Source organism: Enterobacter cloacae complex sp. P14RS (genome assembly GCF_014895895.1).
Lineage (GTDB): Bacteria > Pseudomonadota > Gammaproteobacteria > Enterobacterales > Enterobacteriaceae > Enterobacter > Enterobacter bugandensis.
Window position 1 is genome coordinate 1 of sequence record NZ_JADBQM010000027.1, and the last position, 23,323, is coordinate 23,323.

General features: G+C 52.9%; 23 protein-coding genes, 1 pseudogene and 1 other annotated feature. Of the genes and pseudogenes, 13 read left to right on the top strand and 11 right to left on the bottom strand.

Annotated features, from left to right (window positions below; translation table 11 throughout):
• The 5 genes and pseudogenes from IM295_RS23160 to ugd all read left to right on the top strand — a co-directional run.
• Window positions 1-188, top strand: a pseudogene (locus tag IM295_RS23160) (hypothetical protein); the annotation flags it as partial.
• 48 nt (window positions 189-236) lie between these two features.
• Window positions 237-1,109 (top strand): glucose-1-phosphate thymidylyltransferase RfbA, encoded by an 873-nt coding sequence (gene rfbA, locus IM295_RS21110; protein ID WP_028013773.1) that lies wholly within the window; start codon window positions 237-239, stop codon window positions 1,107-1,109.
• A gap of 57 nt (window positions 1,110-1,166) precedes the next feature.
• Window positions 1,167-2,633 (top strand): glycoside hydrolase family 1 protein, encoded by a 1,467-nt coding sequence (locus tag IM295_RS21115; RefSeq protein ID WP_193067283.1) that lies wholly within the window; start codon window positions 1,167-1,169, stop codon window positions 2,631-2,633.
• Between the two features lie 148 nt (window positions 2,634-2,781).
• The gene (gene gndA, locus IM295_RS21120; RefSeq protein WP_028013772.1) at window positions 2,782-4,188 is read left to right on the top strand and encodes an NADP-dependent phosphogluconate dehydrogenase; all 1,407 of its coding nucleotides are present in this window, start codon (window positions 2,782-2,784) and stop codon (window positions 4,186-4,188) included.
• Window positions 4,189-4,413: 225 nt separating this feature from the next.
• Window positions 4,414-5,580 (top strand): UDP-glucose 6-dehydrogenase, encoded by a 1,167-nt coding sequence (ugd, locus tag IM295_RS21125; RefSeq protein WP_193067284.1) that lies wholly within the window; start codon window positions 4,414-4,416, stop codon window positions 5,578-5,580.
• Window positions 5,581-5,631: 51 nt separating this feature from the next.
• Here the strand turns inward: ugd and IM295_RS21130 are convergent, their stop codons facing one another.
• Complete coding sequence (locus IM295_RS21130; protein ID WP_047367916.1) at window positions 5,632-6,636, bottom strand: NAD-dependent epimerase; 1,005 nt, start codon at window positions 6,634-6,636, stop codon at window positions 5,632-5,634.
• Window positions 6,637-6,827: 191 nt separating this feature from the next.
• On the opposite strand from IM295_RS21130, the gene wzzB reads away from it, so the two are divergent.
• Window positions 6,828-7,808: an LPS O-antigen chain length determinant protein WzzB gene (gene wzzB, locus IM295_RS21135; RefSeq protein ID WP_182035433.1), complete on the top strand. Its 981-nt coding sequence runs from the start codon at window positions 6,828-6,830 to the stop codon at window positions 7,806-7,808.
• Between the two features lie 40 nt (window positions 7,809-7,848).
• Here wzzB and hisIE read toward each other — a convergent pair whose 3' ends face one another.
• The 9 genes from hisIE to hisL all read right to left on the bottom strand — a co-directional run bounded on the left by hisIE (window position 7,849) and on the right by hisL (window position 15,065).
• Window positions 7,849-8,460 (bottom strand): bifunctional phosphoribosyl-AMP cyclohydrolase/phosphoribosyl-ATP diphosphatase HisIE, encoded by a 612-nt coding sequence (gene hisIE, locus IM295_RS21140; RefSeq protein WP_045403080.1) that lies wholly within the window; start codon window positions 8,458-8,460, stop codon window positions 7,849-7,851.
• On the bottom strand, window positions 8,454-9,230 hold the full coding sequence (gene hisF, locus IM295_RS21145; RefSeq protein ID WP_045260395.1) for an imidazole glycerol phosphate synthase subunit HisF: 777 nt from the start codon (window positions 9,228-9,230) through the stop codon (window positions 8,454-8,456). The genes hisIE and hisF overlap by 7 nt, the downstream gene beginning before the upstream one ends.
• Window positions 9,212-9,949, bottom strand: a complete 738-nt coding sequence (gene hisA / locus IM295_RS21150) for a 1-(5-phosphoribosyl)-5-[(5-phosphoribosylamino)methylideneamino]imidazole-4-carboxamide isomerase (RefSeq protein ID WP_193067285.1) — start codon at window positions 9,947-9,949, stop codon at window positions 9,212-9,214. Before hisA ends, hisF begins: the two co-directional genes overlap by 19 nt.
• A complete protein-coding gene (gene hisH / locus IM295_RS21155) occupies window positions 9,949-10,539 on the bottom strand; it encodes an imidazole glycerol phosphate synthase subunit HisH (protein ID WP_193067286.1) in 591 nt (196 codons plus the stop codon). Before hisH ends, hisA begins: the two co-directional genes overlap by 1 nt.
• Window positions 10,539-11,606 (bottom strand): bifunctional histidinol-phosphatase/imidazoleglycerol-phosphate dehydratase HisB, encoded by a 1,068-nt coding sequence (hisB, locus tag IM295_RS21160; protein ID WP_069733075.1) that lies wholly within the window; start codon window positions 11,604-11,606, stop codon window positions 10,539-10,541. The genes hisH and hisB overlap by 1 nt, the downstream gene beginning before the upstream one ends.
• Window positions 11,603-12,664 carry a histidinol-phosphate transaminase gene (gene hisC, locus IM295_RS21165; protein ID WP_028013763.1) on the bottom strand — a complete coding sequence of 354 codons (1,062 nt, stop codon included), beginning with the start codon at window positions 12,662-12,664 and terminating at the stop codon, window positions 11,603-11,605. Before hisC ends, hisB begins: the two co-directional genes overlap by 4 nt.
• Window positions 12,661-13,965: a histidinol dehydrogenase gene (gene hisD, locus IM295_RS21170; protein ID WP_193067287.1), complete on the bottom strand. Its 1,305-nt coding sequence runs from the start codon at window positions 13,963-13,965 to the stop codon at window positions 12,661-12,663. Before hisD ends, hisC begins: the two co-directional genes overlap by 4 nt.
• Window positions 13,966-13,970: 5 nt before the next feature.
• The gene (gene hisG, locus IM295_RS21175; RefSeq protein WP_000886595.1) at window positions 13,971-14,870 is read right to left on the bottom strand and encodes an ATP phosphoribosyltransferase; all 900 of its coding nucleotides are present in this window, start codon (window positions 14,868-14,870) and stop codon (window positions 13,971-13,973) included.
• A 45-nt stretch (window positions 14,871-14,915) separates the two neighbouring features.
• Window positions 14,916-15,039, bottom strand: a sequence feature (His leader region).
• A complete protein-coding gene (gene hisL, locus IM295_RS21180) occupies window positions 15,015-15,065 on the bottom strand; it encodes a his operon leader peptide (protein ID WP_001364200.1) in 51 nt (16 codons plus the stop codon). Its footprint overlaps the feature before it by 25 nt.
• 175 nt (window positions 15,066-15,240) lie before the next feature.
• On the opposite strand from hisL, the gene IM295_RS21185 reads away from it, so the two are divergent.
• The 4 genes from IM295_RS21185 (at window position 15,241) to plaP (ending at window position 18,666) form a co-directional block, all read left to right on the top strand.
• On the top strand, window positions 15,241-16,065 hold the full coding sequence (locus tag IM295_RS21185; protein ID WP_136485431.1) for an SDR family oxidoreductase: 825 nt from the start codon (window positions 15,241-15,243) through the stop codon (window positions 16,063-16,065).
• Window positions 16,066-16,106: 41 nt separating this feature from the next.
• Window positions 16,107-17,036 (top strand): LysR substrate-binding domain-containing protein, encoded by a 930-nt coding sequence (locus IM295_RS21190; RefSeq protein ID WP_041909174.1) that lies wholly within the window; start codon window positions 16,107-16,109, stop codon window positions 17,034-17,036.
• Between the two features lie 219 nt (window positions 17,037-17,255).
• A complete protein-coding gene (yoeI, locus tag IM295_RS21195; RefSeq protein ID WP_099458931.1) occupies window positions 17,256-17,318 on the top strand; it encodes a membrane protein YoeI in 63 nt (20 codons plus the stop codon).
• Complete coding sequence (gene plaP / locus IM295_RS21200) at window positions 17,308-18,666, top strand: putrescine/proton symporter PlaP (protein WP_028013759.1); 1,359 nt, start codon at window positions 17,308-17,310, stop codon at window positions 18,664-18,666. Before yoeI ends, plaP begins: the two co-directional genes overlap by 11 nt.
• A 57-nt stretch (window positions 18,667-18,723) precedes the next feature.
• On the opposite strand, the gene sbcB is transcribed toward plaP, so the two are convergent.
• Complete coding sequence (gene sbcB, locus IM295_RS21205; RefSeq protein ID WP_370551817.1) at window positions 18,724-20,160, bottom strand: exodeoxyribonuclease I; 1,437 nt, start codon at window positions 20,158-20,160, stop codon at window positions 18,724-18,726.
• A gap of 198 nt (window positions 20,161-20,358) precedes the next feature.
• Here sbcB and dacD point away from each other — a divergent pair, with 198 nt between their 5' ends.
• The 3 genes from dacD (at window position 20,359) to IM295_RS21220 (ending at window position 23,269) form a co-directional block, all read left to right on the top strand.
• Window positions 20,359-21,525, top strand: coding sequence for a serine-type D-Ala-D-Ala carboxypeptidase DacD (dacD, locus tag IM295_RS21210; protein WP_048961279.1), 1,167 nt, complete (start codon window positions 20,359-20,361; stop codon window positions 21,523-21,525).
• A 119-nt stretch (window positions 21,526-21,644) separates the two neighbouring features.
• Window positions 21,645-22,118 carry a DNA gyrase inhibitor SbmC gene (gene sbmC, locus IM295_RS21215; RefSeq protein ID WP_028013756.1) on the top strand — a complete coding sequence of 158 codons (474 nt, stop codon included), beginning with the start codon at window positions 21,645-21,647 and terminating at the stop codon, window positions 22,116-22,118.
• Window positions 22,119-22,210: 92 nt separating this feature from the next.
• Entirely contained in the window at window positions 22,211-23,269 is a 1,059-nt protein-coding gene (locus IM295_RS21220) for an FUSC family protein (RefSeq protein ID WP_028013755.1), read from the top strand.
• The last annotated feature ends 54 nt before the right edge of the window (window positions 23,270-23,323 follow it).

The following is a 23,323-nucleotide window of genomic DNA, read 5'->3' on the forward strand; positions in this document are numbered from 1 at the left end:
GAGTTAAGGACTACGACTTTTATGCATCTGAAAATTTTTATTTTATAGACCGCAAAAATATTTATATAGACTCTGCTTTTTTTGATATCCCGTATGATGAAAAGCATACGGATGCAATTTCGCGTTATAGCGTAGACTCATGGGTAAAAACATTGTGCTCAACTGATATCAGAAAAGATGTTGTTTAATTGAAAGATATTAATTCTAATTTAGCTTAAGAGTATTGAGGTAGTAGAATGAAGGGTATTATTCTTGCTGGCGGTTCAGGAACACGTTTACACCCAATTACACGTGGAGTCTCTAAACAACTTTTACCCATTTATGATAAACCTATGGTTTATTATCCAATGTCGGTGCTTATGCTTGCGGGTATCCGTGATATTCTCTTAATCACAACACCTGAAGATCTGCCTTCTTTTAAACGTTTGTTAGGAGATGGTAGTCGTTTCGGAATTAATTTGTCCTATGAAATTCAGCCGTCTCCTGATGGCCTTGCGCAAGCATTCATTATTGGTGAAGAGTTTATCTCTGGTGATAAATGTGCCTTAGTATTAGGTGATAATATTTTCTTCGGGCAGAGTTTTGGTAGGAAACTTGAATCGGTTGTTTCAGGTAATGCCGGGGCTACTGTTTTTGGCTACCAGGTAATGGATCCAGAGCGTTTTGGTGTTGTAGAGTTTGATGAAAACTTCAAGGCATTAAGTATAGAAGAAAAACCAGCTGCACCTAAATCCAACTGGGCTGTTACTGGCCTATATTTTTATGATGCAAACGTGGTTGATATGGCAAAACGCGTTAAACCATCAGCACGCGGTGAACTTGAAATTACTACGCTGAATGAGATGTATCTCGAACAGGGAAATCTTCAGGTAGAATTACTGGGACGAGGCTTTGCATGGCTCGATACCGGTACCCATGACAGTTTAATCGAAGCATCACAATTTATTCATACTATTGAGAAGCGACAAGGGTTCAAAATCGCCTGCCTGGAGGAAATTGCTTACCGTAACGGTTGGCTCACTGAGAGTGAGGTCCTGACCTACGGGAATGAAATGAGCAAGACCAATTACGGCCAGTATTTGCTCAATTTAATAAAAAATAGCAAATAGCGATTCATAAAATTAACAATATCATACCCTTAATAGCTATCAGGTTTTGATTATAAAATGAAAGCAAAATATTTTTTCCTTACCTCTGCGCTTCTTTTACCTCCTGCATTCTCTGGTGAAAAACAGCAATGTGATTTTCTCTGGGGCACGGCATCCTCATCTTACCAGGTTGAAGGTGGCTGGAATGAGAGTGGAAAGGGTCCTTCAAACTGGGATTATTTTACTCATAATGAAGTAACAAAATATACTATTGGTACCGTTGAAAATGGAGATGTTGCAGCCAATCAAATTTCTCGGGATGTCTATCTAAAAGATATACAACTCATGAAAGAATTAGGTGTCAATTCGTACCGCTTCTCCATATCCTGGTCCAGGGTCATGCCTGACGGTGTAACGGTAAATAAAAAGGGATTAGAATATTACAACCAACTTATTGCTGACTTAAAAGAAGCTAATATTGAGCCGGTGATTACACTTTACCACTGGGACATGCCATTAGCGCTTTATAAAAAAGGTAGTTGGTCTAACCCTGAATCACCAGTGTGGTTCGAAAAATTTGCGCAAGTTATTTTTGAGAATTTTGGTAATAAAAGTCATAATTTTATTACCTTTAATGAGCCTGAAGGCTATGTTTTTACTCTTGAACCCCTTGCAGCAAATCTCATTGAAAAAAAACCAGACGGATACCGTGACGTTTTGTCCGTAGCGTCTCGTGGAAAACAAGCGGTAGCATTACACAACCTTTTGATTGCAAATGCGATGGTGGTACGTAATTACCATAAGGCTAAATATGATGGACGTATTGGCATTGCGTTAAACTTATCTCCTTGCATCGATAATGGACATCCAAATAGTACTACTGAGCAGTTATGTAACGATCTCCACAACAACTGGATTCTCGATGCTCTATATAAGGGAAAATATCCAGATTCAGTATTGAAAATGTATCAATCAGCATATCCTAAATTTAAGCCCACATCTCAAGATATGCAATTGATTACCCAAGGAAAACCTGATTTCATCGGCGTAAATTATTATGGTCCAACATTGGTTAGGAATGATAAATCTGAACCGTTTGAAATAGGTAATGTCCCTAACCCAGATAAAAAACCATCCGTCAACGGACCTGTTTCTCCTGAGGCGTTGGTTACAATGATGAAAAAGATTGATGCCGAATATGCTCATCCTACCTTCATTATTACTGAGAATGGTGCAGGTTTTGGTTTAGCTGATGAAAAACTTAAGGAAGGGGTCATTTCTGATAAGTTGAGAGCAGACTATCTCAAGAGACATGTTACTGCCGTTATGAATGCAAAAAAGGAAGGATTGGATATTCAGGGCTATCTATTTTGGAGCTTGCTCGATAATTTCGAATGGTTATGGGGTTACAAAAATAGGTTTGGAATAATTGGTGTCGATTTCGATGATAAGAATTTGAAACGTATACCTAAGTTAAGCTATTATATATACCAGAAAACTATTAAAGAATATAAAAAGCAATGTATTTCAACGACGCAAAAATGACCACTTGATAAAGCCATGCTTTTGTTATGGCTAAAGTGTATTAATGACCATAATTACCTACCTCTGCTCTCGATTTCTGAGTTAAGATTATTCGATAATATATCCACCGGGAAGTACCTGGTGGGACCACACCTGACAGGAGTATGTAATGTCCAAGCAACAGATCGGCGTTGTCGGTATGGCAGTGATGGGGCGCAACCTGGCGCTCAACATCGAAAGCCGTGGTTATACCGTCTCCGTTTTCAACCGCTCCCGTGATAAGACCGAAGAAGTGATTGCCGAGAACCCAGGCAAGAAGCTGGTTCCTTTCTATACGGTGAAAGAGTTCGTTGAGTCTCTGGAAACGCCTCGTCGAATCCTGCTAATGGTGAAAGCGGGCGCAGGTACCGATGCAGCTATCGACTCCCTGAAGCCTTACCTCGAAAAAGGCGACATCATCATTGATGGCGGTAACACCTTCTTCCAGGACACCATTCGTCGTAACCGTGAATTGTCCGCTGAAGGCTTCAACTTCATCGGTACCGGTGTTTCCGGTGGTGAAGAGGGTGCGCTGAAAGGCCCATCTATCATGCCTGGTGGCCAGAAAGAAGCGTACGAACTGGTTGCGCCTATTCTGACTAAAATCGCTGCTGTTGCGGAAGATGGCGAGCCGTGTGTGACTTATATCGGTCCGGACGGTGCGGGTCACTATGTAAAAATGGTGCACAACGGCATCGAATACGGCGATATGCAGCTGATCGCAGAAGCATACTCCCTGCTGAAAGGCGGCCTGAATCTCTCTAATGAAGAGCTGGCTGAAACCTTTACCGAGTGGAACAAAGGCGAGTTGAACAGCTACCTGATCGACATCACCAAAGATATCTTCACGAAAAAAGATGAAGAGGGTAAATACCTGGTTGATGTGATCCTGGATGAAGCAGCGAACAAAGGTACCGGTAAATGGACCAGCCAGAGCTCTCTGGATCTGGGTGAGCCGCTGTCTCTGATCACCGAATCCGTCTTTGCGCGTTATATCTCTTCTCTGAAAGAGCAGCGCGTTGCTGCTTCTAAAGTGCTGTCAGGCCCACAGGCTAAACCAGCCGGTGACAAAGCTGAGTTCGTCGAGAAAGTTCGTCGCGCCCTGTACCTGGGTAAAATCGTCTCCTACGCGCAGGGCTTCTCACAGCTGCGTGCGGCGTCTGACGAGAATAACTGGGACCTGAACTACGGCGAGATCGCGAAGATCTTCCGCGCGGGTTGCATCATTCGTGCGCAGTTCCTGCAGAAAATCACCGATGCCTATGCTGAAAACGCAGGTATCGCTAACCTTCTGCTGGCACCGTACTTTAAGAAGATTGCAGACGAGTACCAGCAGGCGCTGCGTGACGTGGTTGCCTACGCTGTACAGAACGGTATCCCGGTTCCAACCTTCTCCGCTGCGGTGGCGTATTACGATAGCTACCGCGCTGCCGTTCTGCCTGCCAACCTGATTCAGGCACAGCGTGACTATTTCGGCGCGCATACTTACAAGCGCACGGATAAAGAAGGCGTGTTCCACACCGAATGGATGGAATAAGTTAACTTACTCGCTTTCATCAAACCCGGAGCCTGTCTCCGGGTTTTTTTATGCAAAAAATGCCGCGCATTATTCGAAGTAGTCTGAATCTCATCCCCCTCGTTGTGATTACTCCTGGTTTGCCTTGACAGTGCTGTTTGCCAGGAGGTACAAAGCCCAACAGTTATGTTTATCGCGATGGTCTGCTGGCCATCAATACAGTTAACTAAAAGAAGTCATTAGCGAATGAAAATAACAATTTCCGGAACAGGGTATGTCGGTCTTTCTAACGGCATTCTGATTGCTCAGAACCATGAAGTGGTTGCGCTGGATATCGTGCAGGCCAAAGTGGATATGCTCAATCAGAAGAAATCGCCGATTGTCGACAAAGAAATCCAGGACTATCTCAGCTACAAACCGCTGAATTTCCGCGCCACGACAGATAAAGAAGATGCATACCGCGATGCGGATTACGTCATCATTGCGACGCCTACTGACTACGATCCAAAAACCAATTACTTCAACACCTCAACCGTAGAAGCGGTTATCAAAGATGTTATTGCGGTCAATCCTGATGCGGTGATGGTTATTAAATCAACCATTCCTGTCGGCTTTACCAAATCCATCAAAGAAAAGTTTGGTATCGATAATATTTTCTTCTCGCCTGAGTTCCTGCGTGAGGGGAGAGCGCTTTATGATAACCTGCATCCTTCCCGTATCGTTATTGGCGAACGCTCTGATCGCGCTGAACGTTTCGCTGCGCTGCTTCAGGAAGGCGCAGTGAAGAAAGATATTCCGGTGCTGTTCACAGACTCCACCGAAGCGGAGGCGATTAAGCTTTTCGCAAACACCTATCTGGCAATGCGAGTCGCGTACTTCAATGAGCTCGACAGCTATGCAGAAAGTCTTGGGCTTAACACCCGCCAGATTATTGAAGGGGTTTGCCTCGACCCGCGTATTGGTAACCACTACAACAACCCGTCATTTGGCTACGGCGGTTATTGCCTGCCAAAAGATACCAAGCAGCTGCTGGCAAACTACCAGGCTGTACCGAATAATCTCATTTCTGCGATTGTTGACGCTAACCGTACGCGTAAAGATTTCATCTCCGATTCTATTCTTGCGCGCCAGCCGAAAGTGGTCGGCGTGTATCGTCTGATCATGAAGAGCGGTTCCGATAACTTCCGCGCCTCTTCCATTCAGGGGATCATGAAGCGCATCAAGGCGAAAGGCGTTGAGGTTATTATTTATGAACCGGCCATGCAGGAAGATCAGTTCTTCAATTCCCGCGTGATCCGCGATCTGGATGCTTTTAAGAAGGAAGCGGATGTCATCATCTCGAACCGTATGGCCGAAGAGCTGGCTGACGTCGCTGACAAAGTCTATACCCGCGATCTGTTCGGTAGCGACTAATTCTCTTACGTTAAAATAAAAAACCCGGCTGATTTGCCGGGTTTTTTATTTTCAGACCTTGTAAAACTCGCGGTACCAGTCAACGAAGTTCTTCACGCCGTCTTTAACCGAGGTTTGCGGTTTGAAACCGATCACGTCATAGAGCGCTTTCGTGTCGGCGCTGGTTTCCAGGACGTCGCCCGGCTGGAGTGGCAACATATTTTTCTCGGCTTTCTTACCTAGCGCCTCTTCCAGCGCGGTGATGTAGTCCATCAGTTCTACCGGCGAACTGTTACCGATGTTGTAAACGCGGTAAGGTGCTGAACTGGTTGCCGGTGAGCCAGTCTCGACGGTCCAGTTTGCGTCAGGATGGGGAATAACATCCTGCAGGCGGATAATTGCTTCAGCGATATCATCGATGTAGGTGAAATCGCGCTTCATCTTGCCGTAGTTATAGACATCGATGCTTTTGCCTTCAATCATCGCCTTAGTAAACTTAAACAGCGCCATGTCCGGGCGTCCCCACGGACCGTATACGGTAAAGAAGCGCAATCCGGTGGTCGGCAGGTTGTAGAGATGCGAATAGGTGTGCGACATCAGCTCATTGGCTTTTTTGGTCGCGGCATAGAGTGAAACCGGGTGATCTACGGAATCGGCAGTGGAGAAGGGCATCTTACGGTTGAGGCCATATACGGAGCTGGATGAGGCATACAGCAAATGCTGAACGTGGTTATGGCGGCAGCCTTCCAGCACGTTGAGGTGGCCAATAAGGTTGGCATCGGCGTACGCATGCGGGTTTTCCAGGGAGTAGCGTACGCCTGCCTGTGCGGCCAGGTGAATAACGCGATCGAACTTCTCGTCAGCGAAAAGCGCAGCCATACCTTCCCGGTCAGCTAATTCCATCTTGTGGAAGGTGAATCGCTCAGATTGTAGCCGTTCCAGACGTGCCAGCTTTAAATTAACATCGTAATAGTCGTTCAGGTTATCAATACCGACAACCTCATGACCGCCCTCAATGAGGCGTTTGCTGACATTCGAACCGATAAAACCCGCTGCACCCGTTACCAGAAATTTCATATCTTTCCTCAAATACCTAACGCTTACAGATGCGATAACGCATCACATAGTGACTATGATAGCGCGAAGGGGGCGAGTTACATAACGCATCTTTCCGATATAACTCATCGGATTCTTATAGAAAAATCCTCAGCAATATATACACTATGCAAACATAATAATTTTCCCCCTTTTTATCTGTTAGGGATTGTATGACGCAAAACAACAATAGTCCGGTCAGCCGAAGCAATGACCCTGAGCACATTGATTTACTTGCATTAATGCTACAGCTGTGGCGTGGGAAGTGGACGATAGCAATTTTTGTTTTTGTTTTTATTGCCATGGCGATAGGATATCTATCAGTCGCAAAGGAAAAGTGGACCTCACGGGCGATTATTGCACAACCAGATGCGGCCCAGATAGCGACTTATTCAAATGCATTGAACATCCTCTACGGCAGCGCTGCCCCTTCGATGCTGGACATTCAAACGCGCGCTATTGGACGTTTTAACTCTTCTTTCTCAGCGTTATCGCAGGCGCTGGACAATCAGGACGTGCCAGAAAAACTGACCATTGAGCCTGCTGTTAAAGGGGAAACGTTGCCATTAACCGTCTCCTATATCAGCACTTCTGCTGAAGCGGCTCAAAAGCAGTTAGCGCAGTACATTCAGCAAGTAGATGAACAGACGGCAAAAGAACTTGCCCTTGACCTCAAGGACAATATCAAGGAACAGATTAAATCCCTGAACGATTCTCTGGTAAGCCAGGAAAAGGTCGCTCAAGAGCAGAAAGAGCTGCGAATCAAACAGATTGCTGAGGCGCTGAAAAATGCTGAGGCGGCGAAAATTACCTCGCCGCGCATTCAGCAAACCCAGGATGTGACTCAGGAAACGATGTTTCTGCTGGGAAGCGACGGTCTGAAATCGATGATTGACAATGAAGCGTCACGCCCGCTGGTCTTTTCTGCTGCTTACTATCAGACCAGACAAAACTTGCTGGATATTCAAAATCTGAACGTAAACCCGGATACTATCCACGTCTACCGTTACGTTATGAAACCAAATCTGCCTGTACATCGTGACAGCCCCAAAAAACCAATCATTCTGACTCTTGCCGTGCTGCTGGGCTTGATGATGGGTTCTGTAGTGGTACTGGCGCGTAACGCATTGCACAACTACAAACCAAAAGCCTGATTTGCAGATTAAAAAAAACCGGGGAAAATCCCCGGTTTTTTTATTTATGACGCTTTCGAAGATTCTCAATCACCGCCGTCAAATCCAGCTCCTGATCTTGCAGCAGCACCAGCAGGTGATACATCAAATCCGACGCTTCATTCGTCAACTCTTCCCGGTCGTGTACGGTCGCGGCCAGCGCCGTCTCAACGCCTTCTTCACCCACCTTCTGCGCAATACGCTTAGTCCCGCTGGCATACAGCTTCGCGGTATAGGAGCTCTCAGGATCCGCGGATTTACGCTCCGCCAGGAGTTGCTCAAGCTGATACAGGAACAGCCACTGGTGGCTCGCCTCGCCGAAGCAGCTGCTGGTGCCCTTATGGCAGGTTGGTCCGATGGGGTTTGCCAGCACCAGCAGGGTGTCGTTATCGCAGTCTGGCGTCATGCTGACCACGTTCAGGAAGTGACCCGAGGTTTCCCCTTTGGTCCACAGGCGCTGCTTCGTGCGCGAGAAAAACGTCACTTTGCCGCTGTCGATTGTTTTTGCCAGCGCGTCCTGGTTCATGTATCCCAGCATCAGCACTTCGCCTGAGACGGCATGCTGTACAACCACCGGCAGTAATCCGTCAGTTTTTTCCCAGTCCAGCTGCGCCTGTTGTTGCTCTGTTAACATACCCTGATCTCCACGCCCTGGTCGGCCAGGTACGTTTTTAACTCGCCAATATTGATAATCTGTTTGTGGAACACGGACGCGGCCAGCGCGCCGTCGACGTTCGCATCGCGGAAGGCTTCCAGGAAGTGTTCCATGGTGCCCGCGCCGCCGGAGGCAATCAGCGGAACGTGGCACACCGCGCGAACTTTCTTCAGCTGCTCGAGATCGTAACCGTTACGCACGCCGTCCTGGTTCATCATGTTCAGCACAATCTCACCTGCGCCGCGCTTCTGCACTTCCTGCACCCAGTCGAGCGTTTCCCACTGCGTCACGCGCGTCCGGCTTTCATCGCCGGTATATTGGTTAACGTGATATTTGCCGGTCGCGGCGTCGAACCAGGTATCAATCCCTACCACTATGCACTGCACGCCAAAGCGATCGGCCAGGCGGGTAATCAGTTCCGGCTCGGCCAGAGCAGGGGAGTTGATGGAAATCTTGTCGGCGCCAAAAGAGAGAATTTTGGCGGCGTCATCAGCAGACTTAATCCCGCCCGCCACGCAGAACGGAATATCAATCACTTCCGCCACGCGCGCGACCCAGCTTTTATCGACCACGCGGCCATCGCTGGAGGCGGTGATATCATAGAAGACCAGTTCGTCAGCGCCTTCATCGGCATAGCGTTTTGCCAGCGGGACGATATCGCCAATGATCTCGTGGTTGCGGAACTGCACGCCTTTCACAACCTGACCATCGCGCACGTCAAGACAAGGAATTATCCGTTTTGCCAGCATTGAATCGCCTCCGTCACCGTAAATTTACCTTCCAGCAGGGCCCGGCCCACAATCACGCCCTGTACCCCCGTTCCGCGCAGCGCGGCGATATCGGCTAAGTCACCGATGCCGCCAGATGACTGGAATGCCACCTGCGGATAACGGGCGCAAACTTCTTCATATAAAGAAACGTTGGAACCCGCCAGCGTGCCGTCGCGCGAGATGTCCGTGCACAGCACGTGCTTCAGGCCCACAGGGAGATACGTCTCGACCAGCGCTTCCAGCGTTACGCCGGAATTTTCCTGCCAGCCGCTGACCGCCACCTGCTTATTACCCTGCTCGTCAATGCGCACGTCCAGCGCCAGTACCAGGGCGTCGGCGCCAAAGCGGCGGAACCAGCCTTTCACCGTCTCAGGATCTTTCACGGCGGTTGAACCGACCACCACGCGCGCCACGCCCGCATCCAGCAGAGCCGCCACGTCGTCTTCGGTGCGCACGCCGCCGCCGACCTGCACGGGCACGTCAACACCAGCAACCAGTTTTTTCAGCAGCGGGATCTGGCGCTTCGCCGGATCTTTCGCGCCCGTTAAATCCACCAGATGCAGCACCTGTGCACCCTGGCCGGCATAATCCTGCAGGCGCGGTAGCGGGTCCTTTCCGTAGTCGCGCTGTTGACCGTAATCGCCCTGATGAAGACGGACAACCGTGCCGTCAATTAAATCTAACGCGGGAATAATCATCACATCTCCAGGAAGTTTTTCAGCAGCTGCGCGCCCGCGGCGCCAGAGCGTTCCGGGTGGAACTGTACGCCGAAGAAATTGTCTTTCTGCACCGCCGCGGTAAACGCCTCGCCGTAAGTGCACTGGGCGATGGTATTGACGTTCACCGGCATGGCGTAACTGTGCACGAAGTAAAAGTACGCGCCGTCTTCGATGCCGCGAAACAGCCGGTCACCCGCTTTGGCGTACACGCGGTTCCAACCCATATGCGGCAGAGGCAGGCCGTGGTCGGTCATTTTCGGTACGTCTTCGTCGATAATGCCCAGCAGGTCAACGCCGTTGCTCTCTTCGCTGCGGCGGCCAAGAAGCTGCATGCCCAGGCAAATCCCCAGCACCGGCTGGGTACAGGCTTTGATCAAATCGACCAGATCGCGTTCGCGAATCTGGTCCATCGCCGCCTGTGCGGTGCCAACGCCCGGCAGGAAAAGCTTGTCAGCGCGCAATACAATGTCCGGATCGCGGCTCACCACCGGCTCATAGCCGTGGCGCGCGATGGCCGAATTCACGGAGTTGAGGTTGGCGCATCCGGTATCCAGAATCACCACGTTCATTACAGCACTCCTTTCGACGAGGGCAGGGCATCGCCTTCCACGCGGATCGCCTGGCGAAGCGTACGGCCAAAGGCTTTAAACAGGCTCTCCACGCGGTGGTGATCGTTTTTGCCTTTGGTTTTCAGGTGCAGCGTCAGTCCCATGGTGTAGGACAGGGAACGGAAGAAGTGCTCCACCATTTCGGTGCTGAGATCGCCGACGCGCTGGTAGGTGAAATCAGCTTTGTATTCCAGGTGCGGACGACCCGATATGTCCATGGCGCAGCGCGCCAGGCACTCGTCCATCGGCAGGACGAAGCCGAAACGGTTGATGCCGCGCTTGTCGCCGAGCGCCAGCTTCAGGGCTTCACCCAGCGCCAGGCCGGTATCTTCCACGGTGTGGTGATCGTCAATATAAAGGTCGCCTTTTACCGCGATCTCCATGCGGAAACCGCCGTGGGTGGCAATCTGGTCCAGCATGTGGTCAAAGAAACCGACGCCGGTGTGGATCTTGCTGCCGCCTTCACGGTCCAGCCAGACTTTTACATCAATCTGCGTCTCTTTGGTGTTACGCTCAACGTGGGAATAGCGGTCGCGTTTTGTCAGTTGCTCGCCAATCTTTGCCCAGTTAAGGTCGTTACGATCGTAGCGCAGCCCCGCGATGCCCATGTTTTCCGCCAGCGTAATATCGGTGATGCGATCGCCGATGACGTAGCTGTTGGTTTTATCCAGCATCTCTTCGGCCAGATAGCGCTCAACCAGCTTCACCTTTGGCTTACGGCAGTCGCACTCGTCGGCTGGCATGTGCGGGCAAATCAGCACCTCATCAAATACCACGCCCTGAGAGGTTAGCACCTGCATCATCAGGTTATGCGGGCCGTCAAAGTCCGCCTGCGGGAAACTGTCCGTACCCAGACCGTCCTGGTTGGTGATCATTACCAGCTTATAGCCCGCTTTCTGAAGCTTAAGCAGCACCGGGATCACGTCCGGTTCAAAAGCCAGCTTGTCGAAACGATCGACCTGGAAATCGGCAGGTGGCTCCGAAATAAGGGTGCCGTCACGATCGATGAAAAGGATCTTCTGGGTCATACTTTCTCCGCTTTCAGGGCGTCAATGACGCGCTGGCTCTCTGCGCGGGTGCCTACGGTGATACGTAAACAGCCACTCAGGGAAGGTTGTTTATTCTGGTCTCGTAAGATAATGCCCTGATCCCATAAAGATTTAAATACGGCACTGGAGGCGGTGAAGCGCGCCAGGATGTAGTTGGTTTCCGAGTCGAACACCTGCTCGACGCAAGGGATGTCTTTCAGCGCGGTGACAAGGTACTGACGTTCCTCCAGGATCTGTGCCACGCGTTCGCGCATCGCGTTGATACCCTGAGGCGTCAGCGCCTGTGCCGCAATATCGGCAACCGGCGTTGAAAGCGGGTACGGGGCGATCACTTTCAGCAGCAGGTCGATAACCTCTTTATTCGCCAGCGTAAACCCGCAGCGCAGGCCCGCGAGGGCGAAGGCTTTTGACAACGTGCGCAGCACAACGAGATGCGGATACTCTTCCAGCCAGCCCGTCAGCGTCGCCTGCGGGCAGAACTCGATGTAGGCTTCGTCGGCCACCACCAGCGCTTTACCACGGGTCATCTCCAGCAGGGTGCGGATATCCTGCGGGTTAATAATCTGCCCGGTGGGGTTATTTGGGCTGCAGACGAAGACGACCTTCACGCCGTCGAGATTGTCGGCAATGCCCTGTAAATCGAGCTGCCAGTTCTCCAGCGCCTGGACGTTGCGGCACGCCACGCCGAAGGTTTCGGCGCTGACGCTGTACATTCCGTACGTGGGCTGGCAGTACATCACCGCGTCTTTGCCCGGCTCGCAGAACGCGCGGATCAGCAGCTCAATGCCCTCATCCGCGCCGCGGCTGACCAGTACCTGCTCCGGCTTCACACCCGCGTACTGGGCGTAGTTTTCAATCACCGCTTTTGGCTGACACTCCGGATAGCGGTTCAGCGTTTGCTGCGACAGCTCAAACTGCACCGCAGTCGGGAATTCGTTGGCGTTCAGCCAGACGTCCCCGTTTCCGCCCAGACGACGCGCAGACTGGTAAGGCGTCAGGCGGCGGACATTTTCGCGGGCTAATTCTTCAATGTTCATGCTTGCTCCTTCAGGGCGGCAACGCGCAGCGTCACGGCGTTTTTGTGGGCGGTCAGACGCTCGGCGGCGGCCAGGGTTTCAATAGTAGAAGCCAGTGAGGCAAACCCGTCACGGGAGAGTTCCTGCACGGTCATGCGTTTCTGGAAATCCGCCAGGCCGAGGCTGGAACAGGTAGAGGTGTAGCCATACGTTGGCAGGACGTGGTTGGTGCCGGAGGCGTAATCCCCCGCGGACTCCGGTGACCAGTCGCCGAGGAACACCGAGCCCGCGCTGGTGATGCTGTCGACCAGATCGCGCGCGTTGCGGGTCTGAATGATCAGGTGCTCCGGGCCGTACTGGTTGGAGATGGAGATGCACTGTTCCAGGTCGCGCGCTACAATCAGGCGGCTGGCAGACAGCGCCTGACGCGCTGTTTCCGCGCGCGGCAATTCGGCCAGCTGACGCTCAACGGCTTCGCCCACGCGTTTCGCCATATCGGCATCCGGCGTCAGCAGGATGACCTGCGAGTCTGGGCCGTGTTCTGCCTGTGAAAGCAGGTCGGAGGCCACGAAGTCCGGCGTTGCGCCGCTGTCGGCAATGACCAGCACTTCAGACGGACCGGCAGGCATATCGATGGCCGCGCCGTCGAGACGCTGGCTGACCTGACGCTTGGCTTCGGTCACATACGCATTGCCCGGGCCAAAGATTTTGTCGACTTTAGGAATGGAGTCTGTGCCGAACGCCAGGGCGGAAATCGCCTGCGCGCCGCCCACTTTATACACCGCCTGCACGCCGCAGAGTTTTGCCGCGTAGAGGATCTCATCGGCGATCGGAGGCGGAGAACACAGCACTACTTTCTGGCATCCGGCGATACGCGCCGGCGTGGCGAGCATTAATACGGTCGAAAACAGCGGCGCTGAACCACCAGGGATATAAAGTCCCACTGACGCCACCGGGCGCGTCACCTGCTGGCAACGCACGCCGGGCAGGGTTTCCACATCCACGGTCTGCAGCTTCTGCGCGGTGTGGAAGGTATCAATGTTTTTCACCGCAACGGCCATCGCCTGCTTGATGTCGTCACCCAGACGATTACTGGCATCAATGATTTCCTGCTCCGTAACCTGCAATGCGCCGACTTCCGTCTTATCAAACTTTGCACTGTATTCACGCAGGGCGTCATCGCCACGGGCTTTGACGTTATCCAGGATCTCCGCCACGGTGCGTGAGATGCTCTCAGAGGCGGAAATCGCCGGGCGCATCAGCAGCTCGCGCTGTTGCTCGTCGCTACAATTATTCCAGTCGATGATTGTGTTAAAGCTCATGGCCATTACTCCATCATCTTCTCAATTGGCAGCACCAGGATGGAGCTTGCGCCCAGCGCCTTCAGTTTTTCCATGGTTTCCCAGAACAGGGTTTCGCTGCTCACCATGTGCATCGCCACGCGCTGCTGATCGCCCGCCAGCGGCAGGATGGTTGGGCGCTCAGCGCCCGGCAGCAGGGCAATCACTTCATCCAGACGCTCGGTTGGGGCGTGCATCATGATGTATTTGGACTCACGCGCCTGAATCACGCCCTGAATACGGGTCAGCAGCTTGTCGATCAGCTGCTGTTTGGCGTCGGCCATCTCGCCGTCGCGCTGAATCAGGCACGCTTTAGAGCGGTAGATGACTTCCACTTCGCGCAGACCGTTCGCTTCCAGCGTCGCGCCGGTCGAGACGAGGTCACAGATGGCGTCCGCCAGACCCGCACGCGGTGCCACTTCAACGGAGCCGTTCAGCAGGCAGGATTTAAACTGCACGCCTTTCTGGTCGAGATAACGCTTCAACAGGTGAGGGTAAGAGGTGGCGATACGTTTGCCGTTCAGCGCGGCCGGGCCGTCCCACGCTTCATCAACCGGCGTTGCCAGCGACAGGCGGCAGCCGCCGAAGTCCAGACGACGCAGGGTGAAGTAACGCGGGTCTTCACCCTGGGCGCGGCGGGTCAGCAGCTCTTCTTCCAGCACGTTTTCACCGATGATACCGAGGTCAACGACGCCGTCCATCACAAGGCCGGGAATATCGTCATCACGCACGCGCAGAATGTCGATGGGCATGTTTTCAGCCAGAGCAATCAGGCGCTGGGTGTGCAGGTTGATTTTGATCCCGCAGCGGGCCAGCAGTTCGCGTGAATCGTCACTCAAACGGCCTGATTTTTGAATAGCTATGCGTAAACGTGAGTTATCTAACATTCTTTATTCCTCGTTAACCTGTTTTAACCTGTCTGAATTTGGTCCAAAAAAAAGCCCCCGGAAGAAGATCTTCCGGGGGCTTTTTCATGCGTTCATGCACCACTGGAAGATCCAAACGTCTTCCAGCACACATCGCCTGAAAGACTAGTCAGGATGATGGTGATGATGGTGGTGTTTAAATTGAACGCGTGTCATATAAATTCTCGATGAATGCTTATTCATTTGATGTCTTTTAACCTAAACCAGTTGTACGACATATTGCAAGGGCTTTTTTTGATCATTAATTCATTTCATATTGATGCTATGAATTGTGTGTTCTGCCGGGCTGGCGTAGCCTTATGAAAGACGAGTGAGAGTCAGGAGAATTCGCATGAAAAAGGTCGCGATTGTCGGTTTAGGATGGCTGGGAATGCCGCTGGCGATGTCATTAGCCGCGAAAGGCTGGCAGGTGACCGGGAGCAAGACCACCCGGGATGGGGTCGAAGCGGCACGAATGTGCGGTATTGATGGCGTTGAACTGCGTCTGGAGCCGGAGCTGGTGTGTGATGCGGACGATCTGGACACGCTGATGAACGTAGATGCGCTGGTGATTACGCTACCCGCACGGCGCAGTGGCCCGGGCGAATCATTCTACCTGCAGGCGATGCAGGAGATTGTCGACAGCGCGCTGGCGCATCACGTCCCGCGCATAATTTTTACCAGCTCGACGTCGGTTTATGGCGATGCTGAGGGCGTGGTGAAAGAGAGTTCCGAGCGCCGTCCCGTAACCGTGAGCGGTCAGGTCCTGAAAGAGCTGGAAGACTGGCTGCATAACCTTCCCGGCACGCAGGTCGATATCGTTCGTCTGGCGGGGCTGGTTGGCCCGGGGCGTCATCCGGGGCGCTTCTTTGCCGGTAAGACGGCACCAGACGGTCAGCATGGCGTGAATCTTGTGCATCTTGAAGATGTTATTGGCGCGATTGAGCTACTCTTACAGGCTCCAAAAGGCGGACACATCTATAATATATGTGCACCGTCTCATCCGGCGCGCAGCACGTTTTACCCGCTCATGGCACGCCAGCTTGGGTTGGCTCCGCCGGTTTTTGGTGAGGCAAAGAACGAAAGTAAAGGCAAAATTGTTGATGGCAATCGCATTTGCCATGAGCTGGGGTTTGAGTATCAGTATCCCGATCCGCTGGTGATGCCCATGGAATAAGCCCCGCAGCGGAGACTATCGCACACCAGAAGGGGGCGAGCATGAAACCGCTGCTGGATGTTCTTATTATTCTGGATGCACTGGAAAAAGAGGGGAGCTTTGCGGCTGCCTCGGCAAAGCTCTACAAAACCCCTTCGGCCCTGAGCTATACCGTTCAAAAACTGGAAAGCGACCTCAATATTCAGATCCTCGATCGCTCCGGGCACCGCGCGCGGTTTACCCGCACCGGGCAGATGCTGCTGGAAAAAGGCCGTGACGTTCTTCATACCGTTCGCGAGCTGGAAAAGCAGGCCGTCAAGCTCCATCAGGGATGGGAGAATGAGCTGGTGATAGGCGTGGATGATACCTTTCCGTTTTCTCTACTGACGCCGCTCATTGAAGCGTTTTACCAGCATCACAGCGTCACCCGGCTGATCTTCATCAACGGCGTGCTGGGCGGCTCCTGGGATGCCTTAACCCAGGGCAGAGCGGACATCTTTGTCGGTGCCCTGCACGAGCCTCCCCAGTTGAGTGACTTTGGTTTTGCCCGCCTGGGCGTGCTGGAGCAGGTATTTGCCGTGGCGCCCCATCATCCGCTGGCTCAGGAGCCTGATCCTCTTAACCGTCGCGTTATTAAGGGGTACCGCGCAATAGTAGTCGGGGACAGCTCGCGCCCCGAATGTGCGGTTTCCTCGCAGCTGCTGGATGAGCAGGAGGCCATTACCGTTTTTGACTTTAAAACCAAGCTGGAGCTGCAAATTAGCGGCCTGGGCTGCGGCTATTTGCCGCGCTATCTGGCGCAGCGCTTTATTGATAGCGGTGCGCTTGTTGAAAAACAGGTGCTTGCGCAAAGCAGTAACGAATCGGTGTGGGTCGGCTGGAATGAACAAACCGCCGGGCTGGCCAGCGCCTGGTGGCGGGACGAAATTTTAGCAAATAGTGCTATCGCTGCAGTTTACTCTCAGGGGAGCGCCGAGAAATCAGCCAGTTAGAAAAAAGAAAATGACCCGGTGCGTTGCAAAGTATTGCCTTTTGTATCCGATGTGGGGCAAAATGCCGCCGCTGCAACCAAATGAATAATCGACGATATAAAAGGCGTCGGTTATTTTTTTTTGCATGTACGAAACGAAACTAAAAACCAAGAGGCCGGGCTTCGTACCGGATAGATATTTACTAAAATCCGACAGTTGTTGTCGCTGAGGAAGAAAGAAATGGGGCAATTTTTCGCTTACGTGGCGGTTATCACCGTAAAGGAGAATAACTATGTCGCATAACGCAACTCCAAACACCTCTCGCGTGGAATTACGTAAAACGCTTACGTTGATTCCGGTTGTTATGATGGGCCTTGCCTATATGCAACCGATGACGCTGTTCGATACATTCGGTATCGTATCGGGCCTCACTGACGGTCATGTGCCGACGGCTTACGGCTTTGCGCTGATTGCGATCCTCTTTACCGCGCTGAGCTACGGTAAACTGGTGCGTCGCTATCCGTCTGCAGGTTCCGCCTACACCTATGCCCAGAAATCCATCAGCCCGACGGTTGGCTTTATGGTGGGCTGGTCTTCGCTGCTCGACTACCTGTTCGCGCCGATGATCAACATTCTGCTGGCAAAAATCTATTTTGAAGCGCTGGTGCCATCGATTCCCTCGTGGATCTTCGTCGTGGCGCTGGTAGCCTTTATGACGGCCTTTAACCTGCGCAGCATCAAGTCCGTTGCCAACTTTAACTCCGTTATCGTTGTGCTTCAGGTTGTCCTGATTGCCGTGATTCTTGGCATGGTGATCTATGGCGTATTCCACGGCGAAGGCGCGGGCACCCTGGCGAGCAGCAAACCGTTCTGGTCTGGTGATGCGCATGTGATCCCGATGATTACCGGGGCGACGATTCTGTGCTTCTCCTTTACCGGTTTCGACGGGATTAGCAACCTGTCTGAGGAAACGAAGGATGCAGAGCGCGTGATCCCGCGTGCCATCTTCCTGACGGCGCTGATTGGCGGTCTGATCTTTATTTTCTCGACCTATTTCCTGCAACTGTACTTCCCGGATATCTCGCGCTTCAAGGATCCGGATGCGTCTCAGCCGGAAATCATGCTCTATGTGGCGGGTAAAGCGTTCCAGGTCGGCGCGCTGATCTTCTCCACCATCACCGTACTGGCGTCCGGTATGGCCGCGCATGCAGGCGTTGCGCGTCTGATGTACGTAATGGGTCGTGATGGCGTATTCCCGAAAAGCTTCTTCGGCTACGTGCATCCAACCTGGCGTACCCCGGCGATGAACATTATCCTGGTCGGTGCGATCGCGCTTCTGGCGATTAACTTTGACCTGGTGATGGCAACGGCGCTGATTAACTTCGGTGCGCTGGTGGCGTTCACCTTTGTTAACCTGTCGGTTATCTCTCAGTTCTGGATCCGTGAAAAGCGTAACAAGACGCTGAAAGATCACTTCCAGTATCTGTTCCTGCCGATGTGCGGTGCCCTGACCGTGGGCGCGCTGTGGGTTAACCTGGAAGAGAGCTCGATGGTGCTTGGCCTGATTTGGGCAGGTATCGGTCTGGTGTACCTGGCCTGCGTTACGAAGAGCTTCCGTAACCCGGTTCCGCAGTACGAAGACGTTGCTTAAGTCTTAACATTTAAAAAAAAACCGGAGACCTTGTCTCCGGTTTTTTTATATCTCACTTCAGACTATCTCTTGCGCGTACTGGAACAGGGCTTTTAACAGGATCTGTTTTTCTGCGTTGCCTTCATATTGGTTGTATAACGACTCAAGCTCCTGCGCGTAATGCTGCAGATACTCTGGCGTAAACACGTTTCGACGGTGCTGCAGCCAGCGCGCCTGTTCTGCTTCATCCAGCGTGCCGGGATAATTGCGCGCCCGGTAGTTAAACATCAGCTTTTCGATGCGCTTATCGGCGAAGGTGATGTCCAGCGCAGGTAAGTTACGCGGCTCGGTTTGCAGAACAATATTCATGGCTGCGCGGTCGGCATCGCTGAAGAAGCCGTTGTAGAGCTGGGCATCCACGTTTTCGGACGGCACGAACGACTCCGCCTCGGCGAAGATGGCGACCACTTTCTCGCGCACCTGCGGGTTATCGCGAAGCACTTTCAGGTTATCCAGGCAGTGCTGACGGTTAATGCCCAGCCTGTCGGCATCTTCCGGACGCAGCGTGTTCGCCTGCGCCAGCACCGGACATTTATTGATGTGCACCAGCTTAACCGGCACCGCAGGCAGATCCCCGAGTTCATTTTTCGGGGTGTAAAGCCGTTCGCGCAGGGTATCGCTGTCAAGCTCCAGCAGCGGCGAAATATCGCCCGCCAGGTCCACCATGATAACCGCATTACGGTTATCCGGGTGCCACGCCAGCGGCGCAACCCAGCTGGTATTGCCGCGCCAGGCGCCAAACATGCCGGAGATATGCACCAGGGGCTTCATCTGCGGTACGTCGATAAGGGTCATGAGCTTCTGCTTGCTTCGGTGGCTCAGCAGATATTCAAACAGCCGGGGCTGTGCGGTTTTCACCAGCTTCGCCATGGCAATGGTGGCATAAACGTCTGCCATCGCATCGTGGGCATTGCTGTGCTCGATGCCGTTGGCGCGCGTCAGGTGTTCCAGCCGGAAGCTGGTTAGCCCTTCCTCATTTTCCGGCCAGTTAATGCCTTCAGGGCGCAGGGCATAACAGGCGCGCATGATGTCGAGCAGATCCCAGCGTGAATTGCGGTTCTGCCAGCTCCAGGCGTACGGATCGTAGAAGTTGCGATAGAAGATATTGCGCGTCACTTCATCATCGAAGCGGATGTTGTTGTAACCGACCACGCAGGTATTAGGCACGGTAAACAGATCGTGGATGCGGCGGGCGAACTCTGCTTCGTTAACGCCTTTTTCCCGTGCTTCCTGCGGCGTGATCCCGGTGACCATTACCGCGCCGGGCTGCGGCAGGTAGTCATCAGCCGGTTTACAGTAAAAGACCTCAGGCTCGCCAATGATGTTGAATTCGTCATCGGTGCGGATGGCGGCAAACTGCGCCGGTCGGTCCAGCGCCGGATGCGTGCCAAAGGTTTCGTAGTCGTGGAATAAAAAAGTCGGGCGTGCGGCAGAGTCAGACACCAGTAATACCATCCTGTTAAAAAATGACGTCACTATGGTAAACGATCGTGCGGGTCAGACCGAATAAAAAGCGCCGCCGCGTCGCAAATTTGCGAGACCGCTTCCGCGTAAAACCTGCGTTCTGTCACATTTTTTTGCAATTAAGCCAGGTAACGACATCAGAAGTCCCGTAAAAAGGTCATCGATTTTTAATGACCTGAGGATATACCGTTGAAACGCCGTCTGTTTATTGCTGTTTCTTTACTCGCTTCGAGTGTCTCATCTGCTTTTGCGGCCGAACCACTGGATTTTTCGCCGCAGCCTCCGGCCATTCAGGCTGGCTCCTGGGTGCTGATGGATTACACGACTGGTCAAATTTTAACGGCGGGCAACGAACATCAGCAACGTAACCCGGCGAGCCTCACCAAGCTGATGACGGGTTATGTGGTGGATCGGGCCATTGACAGCCACCGCATTACCCCGGATGACATCGTCACCGTAGGGCGCGATGCGTGGGCAAAGGGCAACCCGGTTTTTGACGGTTCGTCGCTGATGTTCCTGAAAGAGGGCGATCGCGTCACCGTGCGTGATTTAAGCCGCGGTCTGATTGTCGATTCCGGCAACGATGCCTGCGTGGCGCTGGCCGATCACGTGGCGGGCGGACAGCCGCAGTTTGTGAAGATGATGAACGACTACGTGCAGAAGCTGAACCTGCGTGATACGCACTTTGAAACCGTCCACGGGCTGGACGCGCCGGGCCAGCACAGCTCGGCCTATGACCTGGCCGTGCTCTCCCGGGCCATTATCCACGGTGAGCCCGAGTTTTATCATATGTACAGCGAAAAGAGTCTCACCTGGAACGGTATCACCCAGCAGAACCGTAACGGCCTGCTGTGGGATAAAACCATGAACGTGGACGGCCTGAAAACGGGGCATACCTCAGGAGCAGGCTTTAACCTTATTGCCTCCGCGGTGGACGGTCAGCGTCGTTTGATTGCGGTGGTGATGGGCGCGGACAGCCCGAAAGGGCGCGAGGACCAGGCCCGCAAACTGCTGCACTGGGGGCAGCAGAATTTCGATACGGTGCAGATCCTGCATAACGGTAAAAAAGTCGGAACAGAGCGTATCTGGTACGGCGATAAAGAACAGGTGAAACTGGGCACCGACCAGGACTTCTGGCTGGCCCTGCCGAAAGCGGAAGTACCGAACATCAAAGCCAAATACGTGCTGGATAAAAAAGAGCTGGAAGCACCGATTGCCGCGCATCAGCGGGTCGGGGAGATCCAGCTCTATGACCGCGACAAAGTCGTGGCGCACTGGCCTCTGGTCACTCTGGAAGCCGTTGATAAGGGAGGCGTATTCTCACGCCTGAGCGATTATCTTCACCACACGCTTTAACCGCTGATGGGCAGACTGGCAGGGTTGCGAGTCTGCTCACATAATAAACACTCCTCGTTTGCCGATAATAGAAATCCTGCTTTATAGTGTATAAATATACAGTTCTAATCGGAGGCAGCATGGACTACAGCATCAAGCAGCAACAGAAACGTAAGATTGCGGGTTTTCATCTTGTTGGGCCGTGGGAAAAAACGGTCAAGCAGGGCTTTGAACAGCTGGTCATGTGGGTAGACGGGCGTCACATTGAGCCGCTGGAGTGGGTGGCGGTCTATTACGATAACCCCGATGAGGTTCCGGCAGAAAAACTGCGCTGCGATACGGCCGTTACCGTACCGGATGATTTCGTCATCCCGGAAAACAGCGAAGGGGTGATGATGACGGAAATCGCGGCCGGTGATTATGCCGTGGCGACGGCGCGCGTGGAAAACTACGACTTTGCAACCCCGTGGTATCAGTTCTTTAATTCCCTGCTGCAGGATAATAAATACCAGATGGCGCTTAAGCCCTGCTTTGAGCGCTATCTCAATGATGGCAACGCGGACGGCTACTGGGATATTGAAATGTTTATCGCGGTAGAGCACAAAACGGTTTAAGCCTGCTTAATGAAGGGTTTTTCAGCCGGGAGCGATCCGCCCGGCTGAAAACACAGTACAATTGTGATTTGCCGTGTTGCTGGAGAGCGGGTGTGCGTCCCGACAAATCATTAACCCCTTTTGAAATTCGCTTATATAAACATTACCGCGTGGTGCACGGGTGTCGCATCGCGCTGGCGTTCGTGTTGACCTTTGTACTGGTCAGGTTGCTGGATATACCGGAAGGAACGTGGCCGCTGATCACGCTGGTGGTGGTGATGGGGCCAATCTCATTTTGGGGAAACGTTGTCCCGCGCGCCTTCGAGCGAATAGGTGGTACCGTGCTTGGCTCTGCCCTGGGGCTGATTGCCCTGAAGCTTGAGCTCATCTCATTTCCAGTGATGCTGGCATGGTGCGGTGCCGCCATGTTCCTGTGCGGCTGGCTGGCGCTGGGCAAACGGCCTTATCAGGCGCTGCTGATTGGTATCACTCTCGCGGTCGTGGTCGGCGCGCCAGCAGGGGATATGACCACGGCGATGTGGCGAAGCGGGGACGTTATTCTGGGCTCGCTGCTCGCCATGCTGTTTACCGGCATCTGGCCGCAGCGGGCTTTTCTGCACTGGCGTATCCAGATGGCTAACTACGTCACGGCGTTTAACCGCGTTTACCAGGCGGGGTTTTCACCGAATCTGGTTGAGCGTCCCCGGCTGGAAAAGCATCTGCAAACCATCCTCAACGACGTGGTCAAAATGCGCGGCCTGATAGTACCAGCCAGTAAAGAGACCCATATTCAGAAAGCGATTTTCGAAGCTATCCAGACGGTCAGCCGCAATCTGGTGTGCATGCTTGAACTGCAAATCAACGCGCACTGGGCCACGCGTCCCAGCCATCTGTTGATGCTTAACGCCCAGACCCTCAAAGAGACGCAGATGATGACGCAGCAGACCCTGCTGACCATCGCCCATGCGCTCTATGAAGGCAACCCGCAGCCCGTTCTGGCGAACAGCGAGCGGCTCAATGAAATCGTGGCGGAACTGAAGCAGTTAATCAACGAGCGGCAGGGCGATAACGTGGCGGAAACGCCCATTCACGGCTATGTCTGGCTGAGCCTGGAGCTGGCGCGACAGCTTGAACTGCTATCGCACCTGATTTGTCGGGCGCTGCGCAAATAAAACGCGGATGTGACGCCTGCTGCTTCGATTCAGCAGCAATTGGGGTTATGATAG

What these genes read in the sequence shown, in the direction of transcription:
- rfbA (WP_028013773.1), top strand. Translation starts at nt 237, where the DNA reads ATGAAGGGTATTATTCTTGCTGGCGGTTCAGGAACACGTTTACACCCA.
- IM295_RS21115 (WP_193067283.1), top strand. Translation starts at nt 1,167, where the DNA reads ATGAAAGCAAAATATTTTTTCCTTACCTCTGCGCTTCTTTTACCTCCT.
- gndA (WP_028013772.1), top strand. Translation starts at nt 2,782, where the DNA reads ATGTCCAAGCAACAGATCGGCGTTGTCGGTATGGCAGTGATGGGGCGC.
- ugd (WP_193067284.1), top strand. Translation starts at nt 4,414, where the DNA reads ATGAAAATAACAATTTCCGGAACAGGGTATGTCGGTCTTTCTAACGGC.
- IM295_RS21130 (WP_047367916.1), bottom strand. Translation starts at nt 6,636, where the DNA reads ATGAAATTTCTGGTAACGGGTGCAGCGGGTTTTATCGGTTCGAATGTC.
- wzzB (WP_182035433.1), top strand. Translation starts at nt 6,828, where the DNA reads ATGACGCAAAACAACAATAGTCCGGTCAGCCGAAGCAATGACCCTGAG.
- hisIE (WP_045403080.1), bottom strand. Translation starts at nt 8,460, where the DNA reads ATGTTAACAGAGCAACAACAGGCGCAGCTGGACTGGGAAAAAACTGAC.
- hisF (WP_045260395.1), bottom strand. Translation starts at nt 9,230, where the DNA reads ATGCTGGCAAAACGGATAATTCCTTGTCTTGACGTGCGCGATGGTCAG.
- hisA (WP_193067285.1), bottom strand. Translation starts at nt 9,949, where the DNA reads ATGATTATTCCCGCGTTAGATTTAATTGACGGCACGGTTGTCCGTCTT.
- hisH (WP_193067286.1), bottom strand. Translation starts at nt 10,539, where the DNA reads ATGAACGTGGTGATTCTGGATACCGGATGCGCCAACCTCAACTCCGTG.
- hisB (WP_069733075.1), bottom strand. Translation starts at nt 11,606, where the DNA reads ATGACCCAGAAGATCCTTTTCATCGATCGTGACGGCACCCTTATTTCG.
- hisC (WP_028013763.1), bottom strand. Translation starts at nt 12,664, where the DNA reads ATGAACATTGAAGAATTAGCCCGCGAAAATGTCCGCCGCCTGACGCCT.
- hisD (WP_193067287.1), bottom strand. Translation starts at nt 13,965, where the DNA reads ATGAGCTTTAACACAATCATCGACTGGAATAATTGTAGCGACGAGCAA.
- hisG (WP_000886595.1), bottom strand. Translation starts at nt 14,870, where the DNA reads ATGTTAGATAACTCACGTTTACGCATAGCTATTCAAAAATCAGGCCGT.
- IM295_RS21185 (WP_136485431.1), top strand. Translation starts at nt 15,241, where the DNA reads ATGAAAAAGGTCGCGATTGTCGGTTTAGGATGGCTGGGAATGCCGCTG.
- IM295_RS21190 (WP_041909174.1), top strand. Translation starts at nt 16,107, where the DNA reads ATGAAACCGCTGCTGGATGTTCTTATTATTCTGGATGCACTGGAAAAA.
- plaP (WP_028013759.1), top strand. Translation starts at nt 17,308, where the DNA reads ATGTCGCATAACGCAACTCCAAACACCTCTCGCGTGGAATTACGTAAA.
- sbcB (WP_370551817.1), bottom strand. Translation starts at nt 20,160, where the DNA reads ATGGTATTACTGGTGTCTGACTCTGCCGCACGCCCGACTTTTTTATTC.
- sbmC (WP_028013756.1), top strand. Translation starts at nt 21,645, where the DNA reads ATGGACTACAGCATCAAGCAGCAACAGAAACGTAAGATTGCGGGTTTT.